Genomic DNA, 23349 nt, shown 5'->3' on the forward strand with positions numbered 1-23349 from the left:
GCCAGCCGCCCGCAGCAAGACCGCGCGCGCAGGAAAACAGCAAAAGCTTAGTCTGAACTGATCCGGCGATCATCCGCATCAAACAAGTGCAACTGGTTCGGGGTAGTCTGCAGTTGCAGTACCTCACCAGGTTTGGCCATCAGGTGGCCCGGGACCGTCACCAGCACCCGTGTGCCCGAGGCCAAATCAGCATGAATCACGGTCTCGGTCCCAAGCGCTTCAACCAAGGCAACGGTGACCTCAAGCCCGGCCTCTGCCGGTTCAAGATGCTGGGGACGGATGCCGACACAGGCAGCATCGCCGGGCAGCGATTGCGACAACAGTGGCGCGGCTTCCTCGGGCGACAGAAAATTCATCGCAGGCGCACCGATGAACCCGGCAACAAACCTGTTGGCGGGGCGGTCAAACAACTCAATCGGGGCGGCAATCTGTTCAATCCGGCCAGCGCGCAAAACCACGATACGGTCGGCCAGCGTCATCGCCTCAACCTGGTCATGGGTCACATAGATCATTGTTGCGCCAAGGCGGGCATGCAGGGCGGCGATTTCCGCACGCATGGAAACACGCAACTCCGCATCCAGGTTCGACAGCGGTTCATCCAGCAAAAACGCCGCTGGGTCCCGGACAATCGCCCGCCCGATCGCCACCCGCTGACGCTGCCCGCCAGACAGTTGCCCCGGACGCCGGTCCATCAGCGGATCAATCTCCAACATGCGGGAGGCTTCGGTGATGCGCCGGTTAATCTCATCCTTCGGCATCTTGGTGTTCTGCAACCCGAAAGCGAGGTTCTGGCGCACGGTCATATGCGGGTAAAGCGCATAGCTTTGGAACACCATCGCCAATCCACGATCCGCAGCACTGTCTTTGGTGACATCAGTGCCATTGATCAGAATGCGCCCCGAACTTGGGCGATCCAGCCCGGAAATCTGACGCAGCAGCGTGGACTTGCCGCAGCCCGAGGGCCCGACGAACACCACCAACTCGCCCTCTTCAATATTGAGGTTGATGTCTTTGAGAACCTCAAGCCCACCAAAATCCTTGTTCAGGCCTTCAAGTGTGATCTGTCCCATATCAGGCCCTTATTTCAAACCGGTCCCGGCAATGCCGGTTGTGATGAAGCGTTGCAGAAAGACGAACACCAGCACCACAGGGATCATAGTGGCGACGGTCATCGCCAGAATATAATGCCATTGCACATTCAACTCCCCGGCAAAGGTATTCAACCCCACCTGCAGGGTGAAAAGCTCCTTACGGCTCAGCACGATCAGCGGCCATAGGAAGTCATTCCAGCGCCACACAACGGAAAAGATCGCCAGCACCGCCAGCGCCGGGGCCGACAGGGGCAAGACAATACGCCAGTAAATCTGCCACTCGCTCGCCTTGTCCATGCGCGCAGCTTCCAGCAGTTCATCGGGAATGGTCAGCATATACTGGCGTAACATGAACACGCCTGTCGGCGTCGCCACAGTGGGCAGGATAACCCCCCAAAGCGTGTTCAAAAGGCCCAGTTGAGAGATCACCGAATAAAGCGGCACCAGATTGACCGATAGCGGGATCATCAGGGTTGCGATGATCAACAACAGCACCGCATTGCGGCCGCGGAAATCATATTTCGACAGGGCAAAGGCCGCCATGGAGTTGGTCAGCAGCGTGATGATCGTCGCCATGGTCGTTACGAAAACAGAGTTCCACAGGTAGGTGCCGAAATCGAACTTTCGCAGCGGCTCTGTGTAGTTCTGAATGGCAAAGCCAACCTCGCGCACGGGGCGGCGTTCAGCGATGTTGACCTTGATCACCTCCTCCGGTGCTGCGGGGTCAACCAGATTGGACATAGTCCCAATGCGGCGCAGTTCGGCCAGTACGCGGGTTTCACCCTCTACCGTTACCTCATATAGCGGCAGTGATTTGGTCTGGCCGCTGCGCGTCACCTCGGCCATTTGCTGGGTATAGGGCAGGATCGTTGGCGGGAACTCGTCCAGCTGCGCAGGCGATTTGAACGAGGACAGGACCAGCCAGACCGCGGGACCAAACATGATGATCAACCCGGCGAACAGCCACCCATAGGTCACAACATCGGTCCAATGCCAGCCGCGCCCACCCCGGCGCCGGGTCACAAAGCGCGCCAGGTTCATCGTCGGTCCCTCCACCTTGTCAGGCCAAGCTGCACAAGGGTCAGCACGATCAGCACCCCGCCCATCATCAGCGATGCGGCGGAAGCAACACCCGGATTGCGCAAGGTCGAGGCAAAGCCGATCTCGTAGATATATTGCGTCATAAACAGGGTCGACGTGCCCGGCCCACCTGCCGTCAACACAAAGACCTCATCAAAGACCTGCACCGCGCGGATCAGCGCCAGCAACACAACAACCAGCAGATTGGGCCAAAGCAAGGGCAGCGTGATCCGCCAGAACACACGCGTTGGGCGGGTGCCGTCCATCTCGGCCGCCTCATAAAGGTCGCGCGGGATCGCCTGCAGACCGGCCAGCAGAATCAACGCATAAAACCCCATATGCGCCCAGACCGAGACGCCGACGACGGCAAAAAAGGCAGAGCCGCGTTCCAGCAGCCAGTTCGATTGCTCCAGCCCAGCCTCATAAAGCAGGAAATTCAACAGGCCCTGGCGCTGCAGGATCCATTTCCAGATCAAACCAACAACGACCGGGGACAAAAGAACAGGAAAGAAAAATACCGCCCGCCAGAAGCCACGGGCCGGAATGCTGCGGTTCAGGATCAGCGCTGTGATCATCGCAACGATAGTCATGGCAGTGACCTGAAAGACGACGAATTTCACCGTGTTCCAGACCGATATCCAGAACAGATCATCACGGCAGGTTGCCGGATCAAAGTGGTTGTCACAGGTCAGAAGGCGGTCGAAATTCTCGCCGCCGATATAGGTGCGGTCGCTCAGGAAAAGGTCGGTTCCGCCGGTCACCGAATAGGCCACGTTGATCAACAGCGGGATCAGGACAAAGATGCCAAAGACGGCCATGTTTGGCAGCAGGAAAAAACTGATCATGCCGCCGCGCCCGGCGCGGCGCTGCAACCAACGCAGCGGCACGTCCAGCGCGGTCGCGATCCATTGAACCGGCGCGATAAGAACCGCGCCAGCCAGTTCCATGGGCGATGCCGTCATTGACCGGCCTGTTTCACCTGTTCTGCGATGTCAGCATCCATGCGGGAATAAGCATCCTCAAGCGACATTTCTCCGGCCATTGCCTGGCTGGTGCGTGTCACCAGCGCATTGTAATAGGCACCTGACCACTTCCAGGCGGGCAGTTTGTTGGCAATGGGCGATTGTCTGGCGGAGGCTGCAACAAAGGCTTCCAGCGCTGCGCCGACATTCGGATCGTCTGATACAAAGTTCAGCCCGCCAGCCTCGACCACACCTTTATGCGCGGGCAGGAACAAGGTGCGCTCCGAGAACTCCTTCACCATCTCGGCCGAGGCCAGATAGTCCATCAGTTTGCCCACGGCTTCGGGATGTTTGGTGTATTTGACAGCGACCAGTGCAGCACCACCAGCCATGCCGGAACAGGCCGCCGGACCACAGGGGCTGCCGGTTGCAACCCAGTCAAATCCATCGCCGATCTTTGACGACAGGTTGGCGATCTGCCAGTTGCCGGAATAATAGTAAGGCACATTGGCGTTGATGAACTCATCCGCCCCGGCCCGATAGGTCGAGCCAGAGGCCGCGACCCAGACATCTCGCAGGTTCTTGCCCTCTTCGGTCCATTTGACCATCCGGCTGACGAATTCCTTAACGCCATCATCAACCGAGGCGGGCATACCGTCCTCGCCGATATAGTTCGCGCCAAAGCTGACCGCAGGGCCGGTCATGCGGTGGCCGGACCGGTCAATGGTAAAGGCCGCAGCCAAGCCCTGATCCTTGGCCACTTTATCTGCAGCCTCAACCCACTCATCCCAGGTCGCATCCGGGCCGGGCAGATCGACGCCGGCCTGTTCGAACAGGGTCTTGTTGGCATAGCCCCCGGTCAGGGTCAGCTGGGTCATGAAGCCGAGGATTGCATCCGACCCATCGGGCCGCATCCAGTCCGCCTGATCCCCGAAATTCGCCTGCCAGACCGCCGGGTCGGCAACATAAGGGGTCAGGTCCAGCCAATGCTCCGACAGGTCCTTCAGGTCAGTGACCCGCGCGATATCCGGGCCTTCGCCTGCCGCCAGCGTGATGGGCAGCTGTTCCTTGATTACCTTGTAAGACACGTTGTCGAGCACGACGGTGATGTCCGGGTTCGCCTCCATAAAGCGATCCAGCAGGTCCTGCATCACTTCGCCTTCGACGCCATCGGAATACCACATCATGCGCAGTTCCTGTGCCGATGCGGGGCCACCAGCAACCAGCGCGGTAAATGCACTGGCCAGCAGCGTGGCTTTCAGTCCTCGTCCTATCATGTTCAGTCCTCCCTTTTGGTCTGCAGTTTCACAACGCATGTGCGTTCTGTTTATTATCTGTTGCTGCTGCATCTGTCGGCAGAATCGTAACCTCGCCCGCCATTGTCCAGTGTTGCGGGTCGATGATGCGGCCCTCGGCCTGCACAATCCCCGAGGGCAGAAAGGTCACGCGGCCATAATCGGCATCGTCGATCCTGATCGTGCCATCGGGCTCTTCAACGGCGACCAGCCGGTGCCGCGCACTAAACGCGGCGCGATCCCCCGCCTGCCCCAAACGCACCACCCAAAGACTTTGCCGCCCCGGCAAGCGCAATTCATGATCGGCTGAAGCGCCGTTTTTCATCAGTTGCAACGGGCCATCAGCCTGCAACAGGACAACGCCGCACCCTGCCCGGGCAGAGGCGCGCGCGCCCTCCACCAGCCAGTCGTCAAAAACCGGTGTCTGAAACCAGGCATGGGTAAAGTCCAGATGCTCCGCCGAGGCATGAAACCGCACAATCGCCAGATCGCGATATTGCTGAACCCGCGGCACGCTGGCCGAGCCACCCCAGAATGACGGGCGGCCATATCCGGTTTGCACCATTTCTCCAGGCGCATTGATCCAGACCTGCGCCCGTGGGTCGCGCCCGATCCGGCCATGGATCAAGGTTTCCTGATACCCCCAATCCTGCCAGCGATACCGAGCGGCAGAGCCAAGCGCCGTTTCGCGGGTTTTGTAGTGGTACAGACGCGCAAACCCGTCCTTGCCCTGCCAAAAGCACCATTCCTGCGCATCCGCCCGATCCCAGCAGGCCACCGCTGTCAGGTCCGGCACATCCAACCCGTAGTCCCTAAGACAGATCGCCAGCTGAGTCAGACAATTGACATGCGCGCCATATCCACCCCTGCCCCACAACAGGCGCGCAATACCCGACAGCTCTTGCGTCCAGGTGGTGCAAAGGCTGTGTTCATAGCTGCGCCCTTGTGCGCCGGTGATGATCCCGTGATGCGCCGAGCGTGCAACAATGGTAAGCAGCCGCACAATCGCGGCATGCGCCCGATCTCGCAAATCCGCGTCAGGTGCCAGGGCGAATATCGCCGTCAAGCCTTTCAGGTCGATGGGGAAATAGGGAACCGAGTTGAACTCCGCCATCTCGGCGGCCTCGAAATGGTCGAACCAGGCGTGAAGCCGTTCACGCCCAACAGCGCTTTGGTCTGCGCCGCTGCGGCCAGAGCGAACGAAAACATGATCCCTCAGATGCCGCCCGGCCAGATAGGCCGCTGTGTGAAACAACAGCGCGTGGTTCTCCGAGAAATACCACTGCACATCATTGCCTGGCTCATCCATCCAGTAGCGATAGGTCAGCATCGCGGCATCAATCCGCGCGCGCAGCGCTTCCGACAGCCGTTCTCCATAGACCATGCGGCCCCAAATCAGCGGCACCAGCGCAAAGTCAGCGCAGTCATGGCAGGCCTCGATCCCAGCCAGTTTCTGCGCAATGATCTCCTCCGCCCGCATTAGCGAGGTCGCCTTGCCCTGACCCAGACAGGCCAGCGCGGTTTCGGTGTCAGTTTCGCCATGGGATGCAATCCAATCAAGCGCCTCGGCGATCCGGTCGGCCGGTCGCCCCGGGACGGGGCCGAGGGCAGTGTGATTGGTAATCTCCGCCCCCAGTTTCGCCTCGGTCTTGAAACTCTGACAGGTGAGTGCGAAATGGAAATAGCGATAATCCGGCGGCAAGCTGCCGGAGGCGGCCAGACGCAAACGCGTCGCCCTGGCCGGAATGGTGATCGGCATGGCCTGCGCATCATGGGTCATGAAGTGACCGCAGATCGTGACACTGCCTGTTACGTCATCAGGGAACGGCACCGGCAGGACCAGATGGATATCGTCATCGTCGTAATGCCGTGTATCCAGGTGCATCGCTGCAATTGCAGCCTCTACCCCGCGCAGGATATCCGGCAAAACCTCATAGGGATAAGCCGCCTTTGCGGCCGGGCCGCTGATCCAGCTCAACTGAACCCGCAGCACAGCGTCACGCTCTGCCAGATCTTCGAACCAGACCGCGATCTCATTGCTCCCCGGGCGCAGCACGATATCGACCTCGACCTCGTCCATCGCGTTGCGCTGCGCAGGTGCCAGCCAGCCCGCCACCTCACCGTTCACGAACAGCTTTGCCGCACCCGCAATGCCCAGCCGCAGCCGCGCAGAGCCGCCAGCCTCACACTCTACCGCTGTCCGCGCCCAGCCTTTCAGACGGGTGGCGCGGAACCAGAAACCGGAAAGGTCCAGAAACGCAGAGCCCAGCGGCAGGATATTCCGCGCGCCCGTCCAGTTGGCGGTGATATGCGGCTGAGGCTCCCTGCCCCGAACCTCAGCGATATAGCTGGTGCGACAGGGATAGGTATGCGGGATAATGTTCTTGTCTTTGGTCAGAAAAAACGTCGAATCCATCTCGCCCTGCATCGGCGCATCCGCAACGTCATAAGCACTTTCGTCAAGCGCTGTGACCTGCCAGTAAGTCAGCGGATCCCCAGGGGCGAGAGGCATGTCAGCGCAGCTCCGAAATAGCGACGGGATCAACGTCAGTGTAGGCCTGATTTTCGCCGGTCATGCCCCAGACAAAGGCATAAGGCCCGGTGCCCGCCCCCATATGGATCGACCAGGCTGGGGACAGCACAATATCACCATCGGCGACAACCAGATGGCGGGTGTTGTCGGGTCGGCCCATGAAATGCATGACACGGTTGTCTTCGGACAGGTCGAAATAGCAATACGCCTCCATCCGGCGCTCATGCAGATGCGGCGGCATGGTGTTCCAGACAGAGCCTTCGGCAGGGTCCGTGATGCCCATCAACAACAGGCAGGAGGGGGCCACCTCGGGGTGGATATACATCGCCAGTGCGCGAACATTGGATTTTGCAGCCTCGCCCATGGTCAGCACCTTTGACTCGGCCTGTGTGATCAGCCGGGTGGGAATATCCGCACCGGCAGGGACCGAGTTCATGTAGAACCGCGCCGGGCGGGACGCATCCGCACTGCCCATTGTGACCGCCTTGCTGCCGCGACCAACATAGAGCACATCGCGGTTGGACAGATCATAACGCGTGCCGTCCACCTCGATCCATCCGGCACCACCAAGATTGGCAATGCCCATTTCGCGCGCGGTAAAAAAATGCTCCGTCCCGACATCCGCGCCATCCCCAAAACTCAGCGAGGATGATCCGGGCACGGCACCGCCGACGATCATGCGGTCGTAATGCGTATAGGCAAAACGCACTTCACCCGCCCGGAACAGCCCTTCGACCATAAAATTCTGCCGCAGCGCATCCGTATTCATCCCGTCAATCTGGTCGGGTCCGGCACCATATCGTTGGATCATCGCCATATCAGTCTGTTCCCTTGTCTTCGCATCTGCTGGCCTCGGCCAGCGCCAGAATTGCCAGCGATTGGCCATAGGCTGTCGGCTGGATCGGTATATCGCGGTAATGCTGCAGGTCGCCGCCCATCCGCGTGCCGTAGCTGACGCCCTGCACAACGCCGGTCGTGTCGATCCGGGCCAGCACCGCGTCAACGGCGCGCAGCCCGGCACTGCGCCAGTCTACCGTTCCAAGACCGGTTCGCACGCCCTTCAACAGAGCATAGGCGATACCTGCCGTCGCCGATGTTTCCTCGTAACTGCTATCCTCGTCCAGCAAAGTACGCCACAAGCCATTGTCTGTTTGCAAAGGCAGCAATGCGGCCACCTGATCGCGCAGAATGTCCTGTAAATAGGCGCGGATCGCAGGCGAAATCTCGGCCAATTCGAACAGGTCGACCAAACCTGCCGTCACCCACGCATTTCCCCGCGCCCAGCGCGCCCGGGCAAAATTATGCCGTCCCTCAAAAGTCCAGCCATGAAACCAAAGCCCGGTTTCACGATCCGCCAGAAAATGTGTGTGAACCAGAAACTGCCGCTCGGCCTCATCAACCAGATCGCGTCGTCCTGCCGACTGACCATAGGCGGCCAGAAACAGCGCCACCATGTAAAGCGTGTCATCCCAAAGCTCACCCGCGTTCAGCTTGTCGGAAACGTCGTGCTGCACACCACCAAACGACGTGCGCGGGGCCTGCTGCATCACTTGGCCAGCCCAATCCTCCAACAACCGGCCATGCTCGGGATCGCGGGTCTTTGCCCAGTACAGCGCCAATCCCAGCATCGGCGCTGTCGTGTTCACGTTCATCCCAGGTAAGCCGCGCGCGATGGCCCGGTCGTACCAACCGCCGATCACTTTCCCCAGCCGCGCCTCAAAGCCACGCGCCTGCCAAAGCTGCACCAGACCGTAAAGCCCTACGCCCTGCGGCCATTCCCAGCTGTCAAAGCTGATATAGTCCCCTGCACTGCCATCAAGGTTAGGTTCATCAAACCGCCCCTCATCGCTAAGCGACACCAGGCCGTCAACAACCGCATCCAATGCGGTTTCTATCCGTCCCTTGGTGATCTGAAGTGCCAAGTCCATTTCCTCTCCCTGCAAATATGCTTGCACTATGTAATTTTATTCTCAACATGTAATTTTATTGCATATTTGGAGCTAACGTGAGCAGCCGAAAAACACGGATCGCCGATATTGCCGCACGCGTGGGCGTGTCGACAGCGACGGTATCGCGGGCGATATCGGGCAAGGGATATGTGCGCGAGGATTTGGCTGAACGGATCAAAGCTGCGGCGCATGAAATGAACTACGGCCTTCCCGGCAACTACGCTGGAACCCAGGTGCTGCTGGCGGCCTCCAACGACGCAATGGTGGATTTTCAGCGCAGCCAGTTCACCTTGCATGTGCTGGACGGGTTGCGGGAACGGGCCGAGCATCTGGGGATTGCAATCAACCACCAAACCTTTCGCACACCTGAGAACCCCGGCGACCTGCCAACACGGGCAGCGGCTGAGGATGTGCTTGGCACACTGTTCCTGTCTATTGATGACAGCGCACTCAATCTTGCGCATCAGGTCTCCGGGCCCGTGGTTCTGGTCAATTGCGACGACCCCGAGATGCGCTTAAGTTCTGTGACCCCCTGCAACCGCTCTGCCGCTGCGTTAGCCGCCAAACATCTGGTCGATCTGGGGCATCAGCGCATTCTGTTTCTGACCAAACCGGGACGCCGCACCATTCAGCGGCGGCTGGAGGGCATGCGGGATGTGCTGGGCGACCGCTTTGACCCCGCCCTTGTGGTTGAGGCCACAGACTGGACGGCGGAGGCCGCGCAAGCCGCGATTGCCGCCGTTCTGGCCAAGGGCACCCGGTTCACCGCCGTTCTGGCCGCTGGCGACGTACTGGGCGCAGGGGCGCTGGTTGCGTTACAGGATGCAGGCGTTCGAGTGCCCGAGGATGTCTCCGTCATCGGCATTGATGGTTTGCCGCAGGGCGCATTGCTGTCGCCGCCACTGACCACGGTCAGCATCCCAATGCAGGCTGTCGGCGCGATGGCGCTGGACCTTCTGTGCATGGCCGCACGGGCCCCAGCGCCTGGCGCAAAGGTGCCCGCCAGCCGGGTCGAGCTGGCCTGCAGTCTGACGCCCAGAGCCTCAACCGGGCAGGTCAAACCTTAGACCGCCCTGCCCCTTATATCGTCTCGCGAAATACCTGAGACATCACGCATCGTCGAACGCGTTGAAATCTTTGATTTCAGGCAGTGTTGGATGATTCAGGTTTTTCGCATGACGCCCTAGGCGGCGTCTGCATTTAGGGGTTCCCAAATCATCTCCTGTTTGATTCAAGATCAAAAACGGGAGGCGATCTTGAGCAGACGGACTTTGACAGACAGGCAGTCACTGCCCGGCAGGCGATTGCGCAGCAATCTGCCGAGAGGGGGCGATCATTGAACCTTTGGTCCCGGGCAAGCAGGGTGACCGGGGCCGCACTGGCACAGACAATCGGTTGTTCCTCGACGCGATCCTTTGGCTGGCGAGAGGGGCATCGCCCTGGCGCGATCTGCCACCGGAATTTGGAAATTGGAAGACAGCTCATTCCAGGTTTCGCCGCTGGACGCTGGCAGGCGTTTGGGAGAGTCTTTTCAAAGCCTTAAGCACGGACCCGGATTTCGAATACGTTCTCGTGGATGCCACCATCTGCAAAACGCATGCAGACGCGACCTCTCAAAAAGGGGGCTTGAAGCTGCCGGTATTGGCCGCTCCAAAGGCGGCCTGACGACGAAAATCCACGCGGCGGTGGACGCGCTTGGCCTGCCGATCCGGTTCACGATCACCCCCGGTCAGTGGGGTGACAGCCCGCAGGCACGCGGCCTGATCGAGGGGCTGACAGATGCGCAGCACGTGGTCATGGACGCGGCATATGACGCCGATCATCTGCGGGCGTTCATCGCCCACAACCTTGGCGCAAAGGCTCATATCAAGCGCAACCCAACCCGCCGCGAGGGTCGGTCAATCGACTGGGTACTCTACAAGGAGCGTCATCTCGTTGAGTGTTTCTTCAACAAACTCAAACGCTTCCGCCGCATCGCCCTACGCTGTGAGAAGATACTCTGCTCATTCAAAGCCTTCGTAGACCTCGCATGTGCAATGGTCTGGATCAGCTAAATGCAGACGCCCCCTAGGTCGCATCCCCATCGGCATCACCCGTATCCGCCTCGGACGGCAGTTCTGCCTTGGCCGTTGCCGCACGCGGCGTCTCATGCGATTGCGGCGGATCATTCTGAGGCGGCGGGCTGCCTTTCAGCACCTCGACCAATGCTTCGGGATTGCGTAGATGGATATCGCGCTGCGCAAACGGGATCTCGATCTCGGCTTCGGCAAAGCGTCTGGCAATCTCAAAGTTTATCTCTGAGCGCACCGACAGCATATTGTTCACATCCCGCAGATACGCGCGGATTTCGAACTCCAGCGCGTCAGCCCCGAAATTCATGAACAGGACCATCGGTTCGGGCCGCCGTAAGACCAGCGGATGTTCCTTGGCGATCTCTGTCAGAATCTCTTTGACCAATTGGGGATCGGTCCCATACCCCACGCCAACTGGCACGATCACCCGCCCCCACAGCGATCCGTGGGTGCGGTTCAGAACGGTTCCGGCAATCAGTTCCTGATTGGGGACAATCACGGTGGCCTTGTCGAAAGTGTCAATGGCAGTGGACCGAACGGATATCTTCGATACATGGCCCGAGAACCCGGCCACCTCGATCCAGTCGCCCTGCTTGATCGGGCGTTCGACCAGCAGGATGATCCCGGACACGAAATTCGACACGATGGTCTGCAGGCCGAAACCAACACCGACAGACAGGGCACCAGCGACAATCGCCAGACCCGACAGATCTATGCCGGTTGATGTAATGGCAGCCACTGCGGCCAGGAATATCCCGACATAGCCCACCCCGGTCACAACCGCATTGCGTCCCCCCACATCCAGACGAGTGCGCGGCAAAACGGAAGAGCGCAGAACCGCCTGAATAAACCGGGTGATGGCGTAGCCGATACCAAAGACCACCACCAGCAACATGAAATCCGTCAGCGAGATACGCGCGCCGCCGATGGACACCCCATCGCGCAGCCAGATCCACGCCGTGATCAGATCACTGCGGCGGGCGCCCCAGACCAACGCCAGAAGCGGCATGATCGCGCAGACAATCACAAAGCCAAGGAGCACCGGCAAAAGCCCTGCCCCACCATCACTGCCATCAGGCATCGTGCGGCTGAAATACCCATCCACCAATCGCTGAAGCGCAATAAAGATCACATAGGCCGAACCAAGCAACCCCAGGGTAAGAATGGTGGCGAACAGGAAGAATTCCGACGCCTGCGTAAAGCCGATGATGGCCAGAACCGGCGATGCAAGCGCGACCACAACAACAAAGCGGCGCAACAGCCGCATAAGGTTCAGACCGAAAGGCTCTGTTACTGGGTTGTCATCACCATCTTCGACCGGCTCAGGCCGACGCAACGCTGGTTGCAGCCGTGCTGCCAGCCGCCAGAGGCTAAGCGCCCCGATGACAATCAGCGGAAACAACAGAACTGCAATCGTTGCCGCTTGTGGCTGCACGCTGGCGATACCAGCAGACAGAACGATCTGTGCCGCCACGACAATACCAAGAATGGCTCCATACCGCGCGCAGGCGCGGGCGCTGTGATCCTCAAGATGTACCAGCCTGTAAGACGACAGAACCGGCGCAAAGATCGAATGTGAGATCCAATAGACCCAGATCAATATACCGATCGCCGCTGGCATCGCATCCAGCAAGACCATCCCCTGCGGCCCGAACAGATCAAGTGACCGGATACCCCAGTAAAGCGCCGCAGCACCAAGCACCGGGGTGACCAAACGGCTAAACGTAATCGCCGTCCCCAGCCAGGGCGGTGGCCGGGTTTCAGCCGCCTCGACGCGCGCGGCCCATTCTCGCAGCCAGGTCAGCTGTCGACGATAGATCCCAAGGATCAGAAACAGTCCTGCCGCTATGAAAATCAGGGCCACAGGAAGACGCTGCAGCATGCGATCGCGATAGTAGCTGTTTCCGGCCCGCGCGCCGATCTCTTGCGTGGTCTGTTCAATATAATCGGCGGTGTCGCTCAGCGCTGTGGCGAGGCTGCGGGGGTCAACCGGTGACGGACCAAGGCTAAGCAATTGCTTGGAAAACCGGCTGCGGACCTGGTTGTCGATCTTATCCAGCGCGTTGTCCGTCTGGTCGAGCAGTTCTTTCTCATCCAGCAGGGGAACCTGAGCCTCAGCAAGACGATCATTCAGGTTCTTGCGTCGATCCGCCAGTTCCGTGGCTTCAGTGGCGTCGCCTTCGGGTGGCGGGCCAAGCGCCTTGATCTGTTCGCGCAGTTCATCGACAACTGTTTGCCGATCTGCCACCAGTTTCTGGATCTCGCTGCGCTGGTTGGCCAGTTCTGTGCGCAAGGCATCCAGTTTGTCGGTGCTTGTGTCATCTGCCTCGACCAGAGCAACGGCCCGGTCGACCAAAGCCCGCCAGTCGCCAACCGGCGCAGCAACATCATTCGATTGGGCAAAAGCAGACGATGCCAGGACACTCAGAAAAAGGCAGGTCCTTACAAACTCCAGCACTTTGAATGTCATTTGGTTCAGGCCTCTTCGGAAGTAAACACGTCCGGCATATCCGGCGTCTGGCGTGTCAGGAATTCTGGTACAGGCAGGTTCTTGGACTTCAGGAAGTCAGCATTATAAAGCTTTGCCTGATAGCGGGTGCCATAGTCGCAAAGGATCGTAACAATGGTATGCCCCGGCCCCAGATCACGCGCCATGCGGATCGCACCCGCGATATTCACGCCCGAGGACCCGCCAAGGCAAAGCCCCTCATCCTGCAGCAGATCGAACAGCACCTGTAGCGCCTCGGCATCCGGGATGTTGTAGGACATATCCACATCCAGACCCTCAAGGTTGGCGGTGATCCGGCCCTGTCCGATGCCTTCGGTTATGGACGATCCTTCGGATTTCATCTCGCCATTGGCATACCAATTGAAAAGCGCCGCGCCATCGGGATCAGCCAGCCCGATGCGGATATCCTTATTGCGGTCCCGCAAGGCCTGCGCCGTGCCCGCCAAGGTCCCGCCAGAGCCGACGGCGCAGATAAAGCCATCAACCTTGCCTGCGGTCTGATCCCAAATCTCAGGTCCTGTGTGGTCGATATGGGCCTGCCGGTTGGCCGTGTTGTCAAACTGATTGGCCCAGATTGCGCCGCCCGGTTCGGTCTGGGCCAGCGCCTCGGCCAGGCGGCCTGAGTAACGCACATAGTTGTTCGGGTTGCGGTAGGGTGCGGCGGGCACTTCGACCAACTGGCCACCGGCGATGCGGATCATGTCCTTCTTTTCCTGACTTTGCGTCTCGGGGATGACAATCACCGTGCGAAAGCCCATGGATGCGCCCACCAACGACAGACCGATCCCTGTATTGCCCGCCGTGCCTTCGACAATCGTACCGCCGGGCCGCAATTGCCCGGATTTGATGGCATGCTGAATGATAGACAGCGCCGCGCGATCCTTGACCGATTGGCCAGGGTTCATGAATTCGGCCTTCCCGAGGATCTCGCAGCCCGTTATTTCAGAGGCCTTTGTAAGCCGGATCAAGGGTGTGTTGCCGATGGCGTCCGCCAGATTTTTGCGAATGGTCATGCCGGTCCTCGCTCAGCGTATAATGTGCGAAAGGAACCTAGTGCGCTGCTGACCGGCCTTCAACCAAGAAACCCGGGCTCAGACAGCAGCGCGTCGCGTCGACGAGCAAGCGCTAACAGCAAAAGCACAAGCGGCCCGGTGCGGATTTCACCGCTGTCCACAGCAGCCAGTGCCTGCTCAAGGGGGACAACAACGGTGCGGATATCCTCATGCTCATCGGCCAGACCGTGGACGCCACCCGCCTGCGACAGATCGGCCTGCGCGACAAAAGCATAGAGGTATTCTGCCATGGCCCCAGGGGAGGTATAAAACTCTGCCACCTGAACCATTGCACCCAGTTCAAGCCCGGCCTCTTCCAGCGCCTCGCGCCGCGCTGTGTCTTCAGCGCTTTCCACCTTATCGCATAGCCCGGCAATCGGCTCCAACAGCCAGGCAGCGGGATCGGTCCGGGCCAAAGCCCCCGCGCGCAACTGCTCGATCACCAACACGGTATCGGTCTTGGGGTCCCAGGGCAGCACTGCCACAGCGTCACCGCTGACAAACACCTCGCGAACAACACCATCCTGCCGGCCACCATCATAGCGCTGGTGGTCATAGGTCAGCCGTTGCGTGGCGAAAAATCCGGTATGAAGCGCCTCAGGCTGGGCAAGTGTCACGGCATCATCAGGGAAACGCTGCCGCAGCGTCGCGGGCACCTCTGCCTGTCTGGCCCGCAAACGGGAAATCGCGCGACGATGCACCCCGACATAAAGCAGCGCGCTGGTCGCCGCGCCAGAAGGGTCATAGTACTGCATGAACTCTGCCGCCATCTCAAGGAACAGGGGTTTGTCCTGTGTGCGCCAATCTTCCAGACGCCAAGGGTGTAACGCCCCGCTAGGTATCGCGTTTGGCAGAAACACCTGTGCAGGCTGCGCACCGACCTCGGTCGTCACTGTCACATCCGTCAGGTGATACCCAAAGGCCCCCTCGAAATACCAAAGCCGTGCCTGGTCGTCCTGTGTAAGGCCGGTCAGCAGCATTCCCTCTGACACGCCGTCCGGCTCTTCCAGCAACACGGGATAGCTGGCCCCTGCCTCTTGTTTCGCAACATAGCCCGGCAGGCGCGCTGGCATCACACCGGGCAGGCGTCCGCCAAGCACAATGCTCAGCGCATCAGCATCGCACAGGCTGCCATAGACAAAGATATCAGATGTCATCGCCAGCGCTTGCCAGCACCTTCCACCATCGAGCCGATAACGACGCCGGTTGCCGCGATGATCCCCAGAAGCTTCCAGTTCAGCAGGTACTGCACGAACTCCGTCAGCTTGTCGAACATATCAAGGACAGCTTCCAGCGGCTCCCAGTAAGCATGGCGCTTCATCTGTTCGATGCCATACCAGATCGCCAACAGCGCAAGGATACAGACCACCATCGTTATCACCGCACGCAGCCCCAGGCCCACGCCAGAGCCGACACCGGTATTCACCTTGCGGCCCAGCCCGAACCAGCCGACATACCAGCCGACAGCCACAAACAGATAGGTCAGTTCCCGCTGGTCGCGATCCAGTTTCTCGTCTGGATAAAAGCTGATCAGGATCGGGACCATCGCGGCCCCGGCGATCATCAGCAGGGCTGCGGCGATCAGGCGCGAGGCCGTCCAAAGGGTTGCGCGTCTTGCCATCAGGCGTACTCCGGTCTTGGCGATGCGGTTTGGCATCCTCAGACACTATCTCTGCCAGAGGAATGCCGGGTTACACAAGATGCGGGAATACGAAAGCACCCGGGGCGTGGCATTGCTGCCCCGCCCCGTTGCCAGTTCGGCCCTAGCGCTGCTCGCTCATCAGGCCACGCAGGATCGCCCAGCACATCAGCAACAACACCAGCGTAAATGGCAGACCAGTGGAAATCACCATCGCCTGCAGCGCTGTCAGCCCACCGCCCAGCAACAGCACAATGGCCACCAGCCCTTCGAATGTGCATCAGAACACCCGCTGCGGCACCGGCGCATTGATCTTGCCGCCAGCGGTGATCGTGTCGATTACCAAAGAGCCGCTGTCAGAGGAGGTTACAAAGAAAACGATCACCAGAATGACCCCAATCACTGATGTGATGGCCGAAAGCGGCAATCCTTCTAGCATCGCAAACAGCGAGATCGGCGGGTTGTAACTGTCAATCACCTGCGCCTTGACGGCCGAGCCCGCCGGATCAGCGATAACCTGTTCGATCGCCGCCCCGCCAAAGGTGGCCATCCACAACACGCAGACAACGCTGGGGATCAACAAAAAGCAGATCACGAATTCCCGCACAGTGCGGCCCCGGCTGACCCGGGCGATGAACATACCGACAAAGGGTGACCAGCTGATCCACCAGGCCCAATAAAACGCGGTCCAGCCCTGCAGATAACCCTCATCCGCGCGCCCGACCGGGTTGGACAGGGCAAAAACCTCCTGCCCGTAGGCAACAATACCAGAGGCAAAGTCAGCAATGATGCCACCGGCACCGGCGGCGAACATCACAAACAGCAGCAATAGCGTTGCGACACCCATATTGATTTCGGACAGAACTTTTACGCCGCCATCAAGCCCGCGCAGAACCGACACCAGCGCAATCAGGGTAATCACAGTGATCAGGATCACCTGCACGGTGATTGTGTTGGGCACACCAAAGACATGCTTCAGCCCGGCATTCGCCTGTTGCTCGTCCAATCCCAACGATGTCGCCAGACCAAAGAGGGTCGCAAAGACCGCCAGCGTGTCGATGATATGTCTGGGCCAGCCCCAGACCCTGTCGCCAAGGATGGGGTGAAAACAGCATGGCAAACCATCCGGGATAGGAATAGTCCGGCGTCGCATCAGCCCCGCCCAGGCGAACCCCGCCCCAGGGGCTGACGATCAGGAACAGGCAGAAAGTGACAAAGATGTTGGCCGCACTCAGGAACATCCAGTCGAAGGTTGAGGTCAGATAGGCCCTGAGGCCCATATCGCAGAACGCGCCTTTCTCGCACCCCTCGACCTTGGCGGGATCAACGCCGGAAAACAGCGCTGCCGCATGGTCCTTGAAGAACAAGGCGTACAGCACGAACAAAACGATGGTGAGGCCAGAGACCAGAAAAACCGGATTGTGAATGTCAAAACCGAAGGGACCAACGTTTCCTTCAACATTGTCCTGGCCGATTTCATACTCGGTGTCGATCGGGCTGGGAACGACCTCCGGATCGGTGTCGATTGGATCGGTCATGAGCTCCCCCCCTTTTGTGTGAGGGTAGCTTCGGATGTTCTGCGGCGCAATGTCGCAGATTTGCGACAGTTCAGTGTCAATACCCGCCGGATCGTTCGGTCAGGCGTTTACATCCACCACAACCCGGCCCTTGACCTCGCCCTTCAGGATAGCTGCGCCCAGCTCTGGCAAATCCGCCAGTTTTGCGGGCTGCACCATCGCGTCCAGCTTGTCCATGGGCAGGTCGGTTGCAATCCGACGCCAGGCTTTGACCCGATTGTCATGCGGTTGCATCACACTGTCGATGCCCAAAAGGTTCACACCGCGCAGCAAGAAAGGGATCACCGTCGCCGGCAGTGCAGCGCCACCAGCCAATCCGACCGCAGCCACTGAGGCCCCATATTTCATCTGCCCCAAAACACGCGCCAGCATCGCCCCGCCCACGGCATCAACACATCCGGCCCAAGTCTCGCTTTCCAACGGACGCTTGACCGTCTCAGCCAGATCGGCGCGCGGCACGATCTGTGTCGCACCAAGATCGCGAAGATAGTCTTCGGTTTCGGGACGCCCTGTGACCGCGGCCACCTCATGCCCAAGATTGGACAAGAGCGCCGTGGCCACCGAACCGACCCCGCCAGCGGCACCTGTAACCAATACCGGACCATGCCCCGGCTCCAGCCCGTGATCCTCAAGTGCTGTCACAGCCAGCATCGCGGTGAACCCGGCCGTGCCGACCGCCATGGCCTGCCGGGTGGTCAATCCTTCGGGCAGACGCACCAGCCAATCCGCCTTGACCCGCGCCTTTTGTGCATAGCCGCCCCAATGTGCCTCACCCACGCGCCAGCCGGTCAACACCACACGGTCGCCTGGCACATAGCGTTCATCATCGGATGTCTCCACCACACCGGCAAAGTCGATCCCCGGCACATGCGGGTAAGTGCGCACCAGACCGCCACCAGGTCCGATGCAAAGACCATCCTTGTAGTTGAGGGTCGAATATTCGACCGCAACCGTTACCTCGCCCTCGGGCAGACGGTCCTCCTCAAGGTGCTGCACCACTGCATGGGTGCTGCCCGCTTCGTCTTTCTCAACCACAAGTGCAGAAAACGTCATCGTCATCCCCTTTGCTTTGACCACATCCAACATGCCATGCGGTTCCGGCGCAAGGGCCGTTTTATGATCCCGGGCTGCCCGGTGGGTTGCGGCCCTGGCCCGCCGCAGTCTAAGCTTATGCCATCGGGGCAACAAAGGCAGGATAATGACAAAGAAGGCGCTGATCACCGGGATCACAGGGCAGGACGGCTCCTATCTGGCAGAGCTTCTGCTGGACAAAGGGTACGAGGTGCATGGCATCAAGCGCCGCTCCTCGGTTTTTAACACCGAACGGATCGACCACATCTATCAGGACCCGCATACCGATGATGTTCGATTGCGGCTGCACTATGGTGACCTGACCGACAGTTCCAGCCTGACGCGGATCATTGCTGAGGTTGAGCCGGACGAAGTTTACAATCTTGGTGCTCAGTCTCATGTTGCGGTCAGTTTCGAGGCGCCGGAATACACTGCAGATGTCGATGCATTGGGCACCTTACGTCTGCTTGAGGCGATCCGATTTCTTGGCTTGACGGACAAGACGCGGTTCTATCAAGCTTCAAGTTCCGAGCTCTATGGCCTAGTGCAGCAAAGCCCTCAGACTGAGAAAACGCCGTTCTATCCACGCTCCCCTTATGCAGCGGCAAAGCTCTATGCCTATTGGATCACGGTGAATTATCGGGAGGCCTATGATCTCTATGCCTGCAACGGCATTCTTTTCAATCACGAAAGCCCACGGCGTGGCGAAACCTTCGTGACCCGCAAGATCACCCGCGCAATCGCCAATATCGCACTTGGGTTGGAGGACTGTCTGTATCTTGGCAATCTGGACGCGCGCCGCGATTGGGGCCATGCCAGCGACTATGTCCGGATGATGTGGATGATGCTACAGCAAGAGGCCGCCGAAGACTTCGTCATAGCCACAGGGCAGCAGCATTCGGTGCGGGACTTCGTCTCCTGGGCCGCAGCAGAGGTCGGTTTGAGCCTGGAGTTCACTGGCACCGATGTTGATGAGGTCGCCACCGTCTCTGGCATCACGGGCGACATGGCACCTGCCGTCAATATTGGCGATGTCATCCTGCGCATCGATCCCCGCTATTTCCGCCCCGCCGAGGTGGAAACGCTTTTGGGTGATGCGTCAAAGGCCAAGTCGAAGCTCGGCTGGCAACCGCAAATCACGGCGCGGGCCATGTGCGCAGACATGATGGCCGAAGACTTGAAAGCCGCACAGCGTCATGACCTTCTAAGGCGTCACGGTCTGGCGACACCGCTTGGGGCAAGTGAATGAACCGCAAAATCTATGTCGCCGGGCATCGCGGCATGGTCGGCAGCGCCATTTTGCGCGAACTGGCCGCGCGGCGCGATGATGGCGCGGCGCTGACCCTTCTGACCCGAACGCATGATGAGCTTGACCTGACCCAACAACAGGCGGTTGCCGATTTCATGCATGCAGAGCGCCCGGACGTGGTCATTCTGGCTGCGGCCAAGGTTGGCGGCATCCATGCGAACAACACCTATCCGGCGGATTTCATTTACGACAATCTGATGATTGCCAGCAATGTGATCCATCAAGCCTTTGCGGCTGGCATAACACAGATCGTTCAGTTGGGATCATCGTGCATCTATCCCAAGGCCGCCCCCTGCCCGATCCGCGAAGATGCCCTTCTGACGGGCCCGCTGGAACCCACGAACGAGCCTTATGCCATCGCCAAGATCGCTGCGATCAAACTCTGTGAAAGCTACAACCGGCAATTCGGCACCGATTATCGCAGCCTGATGCCGACAAATCTTTATGGCCCGCAAGACAATTTCCATCCCAGCAACAGCCATGTCCTGCCCGCCCTGATCCGCCGTTTTCATACCGCCGTAGAAACAAGCGCAGCAGAGGTTGTCATCTGGGGCACGGGCACGCCGCTCCGCGAATTTCTGCATGTCGATGATCTGGCGCGTGCCGTTTTGTTCGCGCTGGATTTGCCGAAGGCCGACTACCAGACTGCGACACGCCCGATGCAAAGCCATCTTAATGTCGGCAGCGGTCAGGAAATCTCGATCCTCGATCTGGCGAGGCTGGTGGCAAAGGTGACAGGCTTTACAGGCCGCATCACACTGGACCCTGACAAACCGGACGGAACGCCACGAAAGCTAATGGATAGCGGCCGTTTGATGGGGTTGGGATGGCAGCCCCAGATCACCTTAGAAGACGGCATAGCCGACACCTACCGGTGGTTTCGGGACCATCAAGATACGCTGCGCGGCTAGGACACGCCCCTCAGGTCTCAGCCTTGTCCTTGATCTGAGTTTCGATCCGTCGCAAACGCGCACGCTGCGCCTCAAGCTCATCCGCAGGCAGGTGGCGGCCAATCGCGTTCAACGATTGCCGAGCCCGAAAAAGCAGCCCGTTGCAGCGCTGTTTTTCTTCCAGTCGACGGGCCATGTCGGCCTGCGCAAGATCTGCCTCTGCCGATCTTAGCATATGCGCCGCGTTCATATGTGGCAGTACCTGCGCCAAAACCGGTCCCAGCGGACACGTCACCAGATCATCCAGCGTTCCCTGCTCGGGATAGCTGGGCCAGTTCGGGGTCAGGTCCTCAGGGCGTAGCGATGACCAGCTTTTGCACAAGGTCTCGATCTGGTCGGAGAACCGGGCCTGCCATTTCTGCGCATCCTGACGTGACAGGGTCAGCCCGGTCTTGAAAGGAATAGCATCGAGCGGCAAGAGTGAGATCTGCGCCCGTCCCCCATGGCTGCGGTCAGCGTGGCGCGGCAAATCGGTCTGATGCAATAAGGCATGTATCAGAAAATCCGGGCCGGTTGCCGCCACAACCGCGCGCTGGTCGATGCGGATCAGGCCAAGCCGGTCACGCATCCAGTCAAGCGGATCGGCACGAGCAAATGGCACAACCTTTAACTGTTCGCGGTCAAAGGCGGCCGCCCAAGCCTCAAGATAACGCGGGTAATCCCAGGCGGCGTTCTGGGGGTGCATATTCTCAAACCGCGCTTTGGTCACGGGGATCCCGGCCGCCGGGGCCAGCGCCGCGGCGCGCAGGGCGGCGTCAAGATGCGGGCGAACAAAGCACACCAGCGTTATCTGATCGAACAGCGGTGTCAGCACCGGGGCAAGCTGAGCGGGGGATCTGAAACGATCCGGCCCGCCATGCAAATCAGGGCAGATCAACAGAAACGTGTGGCACCCGGCCTGCTTGGCCTGGGCAATCTCTGCTTTCAGGGTTTCGGCCTGCTTGACATTAAAGGCCTCATGCGCCGCCGCATCGCGCAACCGCAACGCATGTTTCACCAACCCGCCCCGGCCCGGCAAACGCGCCATCGCCAAAAGGCCCAGCTGATACGGCGGGTGGGTGCTGAGCGCCGTCCAGACGCCCTCGGCCCGCAGACCATCTGCGTTAAGATGCGCCCAGTCTGCCAACCGCGCCCCGCCACAATGCGCCATGCCGATATGCAGCAGAAGCTTCATACATTCCCCATTTGATTCGTCGTCGAAATTCCCCCAAACATAGGCAAACCCTGTCTCAACCGCATCCCTTCCTTCGCAGGAGCACCTGTGCCACCACCCGTCATTACCGGATTGCTTGTCGGCGCGCTTGGCGCCTGGATTGCAACACTGCTACATATCGCAGCCCCTGCCCTTGTCGGCAGCGCCATTGCTACCTCTGTGATCTGTATGCGCGGGTTCCGGTTTGCCTTGCCGCGCTGGCTGACCACGCTGGCATTTTCGATGGTCGGGATCGCGATGGGTTCCAGCGTCACACAAGAGGTGCTGCAGGACATCGACCGCTGGCTGGTCAGTCTGGCCGTCCTGCTGGTGTGTATCGTAACAATCATGGTCACCAACACGATGCTGCTGACGCGCGTGTTCCGATGGGACCGGAAAACAGCAATCCTGGCCTCTGCCCCCGGTGCCTTGTCTACTGTCGTTGCGCTAGCATCCGAGGGGCATGGCGATGCCACGCGGGTGGCGGTTGTCCAAAGCATGCGGCTGGCGCTGATCACGCTGGCCCTGCCGATTGCCGGTTTGTTCATTGCGATACCGCCCTCCCCATATGGCAGCAGCGCCGGGTGGCAGGCAGTTGCGCTGCTGGTGCCGGCCTATGCCATAGGCTGGGCATTGCTGCGCCTGAAGGTGCCAACTGCGCATCTGCTATCAGCGCTGATCCTAGCCGCCATAGCCTATGGCAGCGGCTGGGTGACCGAGCGTCCTGCAAACTGGTTCACCACTTTCGGCTTTGTGGTGATCGGAACGATGATCGGCAGCCGGTTTTCCGGTGTCGGCATGCGCAAGCAAGTGAAGTCTCTGCTGGCCGGGCTGGCGGTGACATGGGCCGGGGCGCTGGTCGCGTTGGCCTTTGCGGTTCTGGCGATACACATTGCCGGGATTGATGGGCTGAGCGCCGCGATTGCCTATGCGCCCGGCGGTGTCGAGGCGATGGGGGCCGTCGCCGTGGCCCTGCATTCCGCACCGGCACTGGTGGCGGCACATCATCTGTTCCGCATCCTTGTCGTCAGCTTTGGTGTGCCGCTTCTGTTTACACGGATGCGGTAA

18 protein-coding genes and 1 pseudogene are annotated in these 23349 nt (G+C 59.8%); 5 read left to right on the top strand and 14 right to left on the bottom strand.

The window, feature by feature from the left end; all coding sequences use genetic code 11:
• Positions 1-47 precede the first annotated feature (47 nt).
• From ACW9UQ_RS05560 to bglB, 7 genes are read right to left on the bottom strand one after another with little or no spacing between them, the layout of a single operon-like run.
• On the bottom strand, positions 48-1070 hold the full coding sequence (locus ACW9UQ_RS05560; RefSeq protein ID WP_458930011.1) for an ABC transporter ATP-binding protein: 1023 nt from the start codon (positions 1068-1070) through the stop codon (positions 48-50).
• Positions 1071-1079: 9 nt separating this feature from the next.
• On the bottom strand, positions 1080-2132 hold the full coding sequence (locus ACW9UQ_RS05565; protein ID WP_458930012.1) for a carbohydrate ABC transporter permease: 1053 nt from the start codon (positions 2130-2132) through the stop codon (positions 1080-1082).
• Entirely contained in the window at positions 2129-3133 is a 1005-nt protein-coding gene (locus tag ACW9UQ_RS05570) for a carbohydrate ABC transporter permease (RefSeq protein WP_458930013.1), read from the bottom strand. The genes ACW9UQ_RS05565 and ACW9UQ_RS05570 overlap by 4 nt, the downstream gene beginning before the upstream one ends.
• A complete protein-coding gene (locus tag ACW9UQ_RS05575) occupies positions 3130-4410 on the bottom strand; it encodes an ABC transporter substrate-binding protein (RefSeq protein ID WP_458930014.1) in 1281 nt (426 codons plus the stop codon). Before ACW9UQ_RS05575 ends, ACW9UQ_RS05570 begins: the two co-directional genes overlap by 4 nt.
• A gap of 28 nt (positions 4411-4438) precedes the next feature.
• Positions 4439-6940 (bottom strand): hypothetical protein, encoded by a 2502-nt coding sequence (locus tag ACW9UQ_RS05580; protein ID WP_458930015.1) that lies wholly within the window; start codon positions 6938-6940, stop codon positions 4439-4441.
• A gap of 1 nt (position 6941) precedes the next feature.
• The gene (kduI, locus tag ACW9UQ_RS05585) at positions 6942-7778 is read right to left on the bottom strand and encodes a 5-dehydro-4-deoxy-D-glucuronate isomerase (protein ID WP_458930016.1); all 837 of its coding nucleotides are present in this window, start codon (positions 7776-7778) and stop codon (positions 6942-6944) included.
• A 1-nt stretch (position 7779) separates the two neighbouring features.
• A complete protein-coding gene (gene bglB / locus ACW9UQ_RS05590) occupies positions 7780-8889 on the bottom strand; it encodes a beta-galactosidase BglB (protein WP_458930017.1) in 1110 nt (369 codons plus the stop codon).
• A 77-nt stretch (positions 8890-8966) separates the two neighbouring features.
• On the opposite strand from bglB, the gene ACW9UQ_RS05595 reads away from it, so the two are divergent.
• Positions 8967-9977 (top strand): LacI family DNA-binding transcriptional regulator, encoded by a 1011-nt coding sequence (locus tag ACW9UQ_RS05595; RefSeq protein WP_458930018.1) that lies wholly within the window; start codon positions 8967-8969, stop codon positions 9975-9977.
• 247 nt (positions 9978-10224) lie between these two features.
• Positions 10225-10964 (top strand): IS5 family transposase gene (locus ACW9UQ_RS05600; protein WP_458930035.1). Its coding sequence is split into 2 segments (ribosomal slippage): positions 10225-10522 and positions 10522-10964, totalling 741 coding nucleotides; the frame shifts between segments, so codons are not numbered across the junction.
• A gap of 13 nt (positions 10965-10977) precedes the next feature.
• On the opposite strand, the gene ACW9UQ_RS05605 is transcribed toward ACW9UQ_RS05600, so the two are convergent.
• From ACW9UQ_RS05605 to acuI, 6 genes and pseudogenes are all read right to left on the bottom strand, one after another.
• Positions 10978-13452, bottom strand: a complete 2475-nt coding sequence (locus ACW9UQ_RS05605) for a DUF3772 domain-containing protein (RefSeq protein WP_458930019.1) — start codon at positions 13450-13452, stop codon at positions 10978-10980.
• A gap of 5 nt (positions 13453-13457) precedes the next feature.
• Positions 13458-14504, bottom strand: coding sequence for a cysteine synthase A (locus tag ACW9UQ_RS05610; RefSeq protein ID WP_458930020.1), 1047 nt, complete (start codon positions 14502-14504; stop codon positions 13458-13460).
• A 59-nt stretch (positions 14505-14563) separates the two neighbouring features.
• Positions 14564-15700, bottom strand: coding sequence for an NUDIX domain-containing protein (locus ACW9UQ_RS05615; protein WP_458930021.1), 1137 nt, complete (start codon positions 15698-15700; stop codon positions 14564-14566).
• Positions 15697-16164 (bottom strand): TrgA family protein, encoded by a 468-nt coding sequence (locus tag ACW9UQ_RS05620; RefSeq protein WP_458930022.1) that lies wholly within the window; start codon positions 16162-16164, stop codon positions 15697-15699. Before ACW9UQ_RS05620 ends, ACW9UQ_RS05615 begins: the two co-directional genes overlap by 4 nt.
• A 142-nt stretch (positions 16165-16306) precedes the next feature.
• Positions 16307-17720 (bottom strand): annotated as a pseudogene (locus tag ACW9UQ_RS05625) (BCCT family transporter).
• Positions 17721-17819: 99 nt separating this feature from the next.
• Positions 17820-18812: an acryloyl-CoA reductase gene (gene acuI / locus ACW9UQ_RS05630; RefSeq protein WP_458930023.1), complete on the bottom strand. Its 993-nt coding sequence runs from the start codon at positions 18810-18812 to the stop codon at positions 17820-17822.
• Between the two features lie 145 nt (positions 18813-18957).
• Between acuI and gmd the strand changes: the two genes are divergently transcribed.
• Both gmd and ACW9UQ_RS05640 read left to right on the top strand, forming a co-directional pair.
• The gene (gmd, locus tag ACW9UQ_RS05635) at positions 18958-20079 is read left to right on the top strand and encodes a GDP-mannose 4,6-dehydratase (protein WP_458930024.1); all 1122 of its coding nucleotides are present in this window, start codon (positions 18958-18960) and stop codon (positions 20077-20079) included.
• Entirely contained in the window at positions 20076-21050 is a 975-nt protein-coding gene (locus ACW9UQ_RS05640) for a GDP-L-fucose synthase family protein (protein WP_458930025.1), read from the top strand. Before gmd ends, ACW9UQ_RS05640 begins: the two co-directional genes overlap by 4 nt.
• Before the next feature lie 10 nt (positions 21051-21060).
• Here the strand turns inward: ACW9UQ_RS05640 and ACW9UQ_RS05645 are convergent, their stop codons facing one another.
• The gene (locus ACW9UQ_RS05645; RefSeq protein ID WP_458930026.1) at positions 21061-22263 is read right to left on the bottom strand and encodes a hypothetical protein; all 1203 of its coding nucleotides are present in this window, start codon (positions 22261-22263) and stop codon (positions 21061-21063) included.
• Positions 22264-22350: 87 nt separating this feature from the next.
• Here ACW9UQ_RS05645 and ACW9UQ_RS05650 point away from each other — a divergent pair, with 87 nt between their 5' ends.
• A complete protein-coding gene (locus tag ACW9UQ_RS05650) occupies positions 22351-23349 on the top strand; it encodes an AbrB family transcriptional regulator (protein ID WP_458930027.1) in 999 nt (332 codons plus the stop codon).

Source organism: Halovulum sp. GXIMD14793 (genome assembly GCF_054457435.1).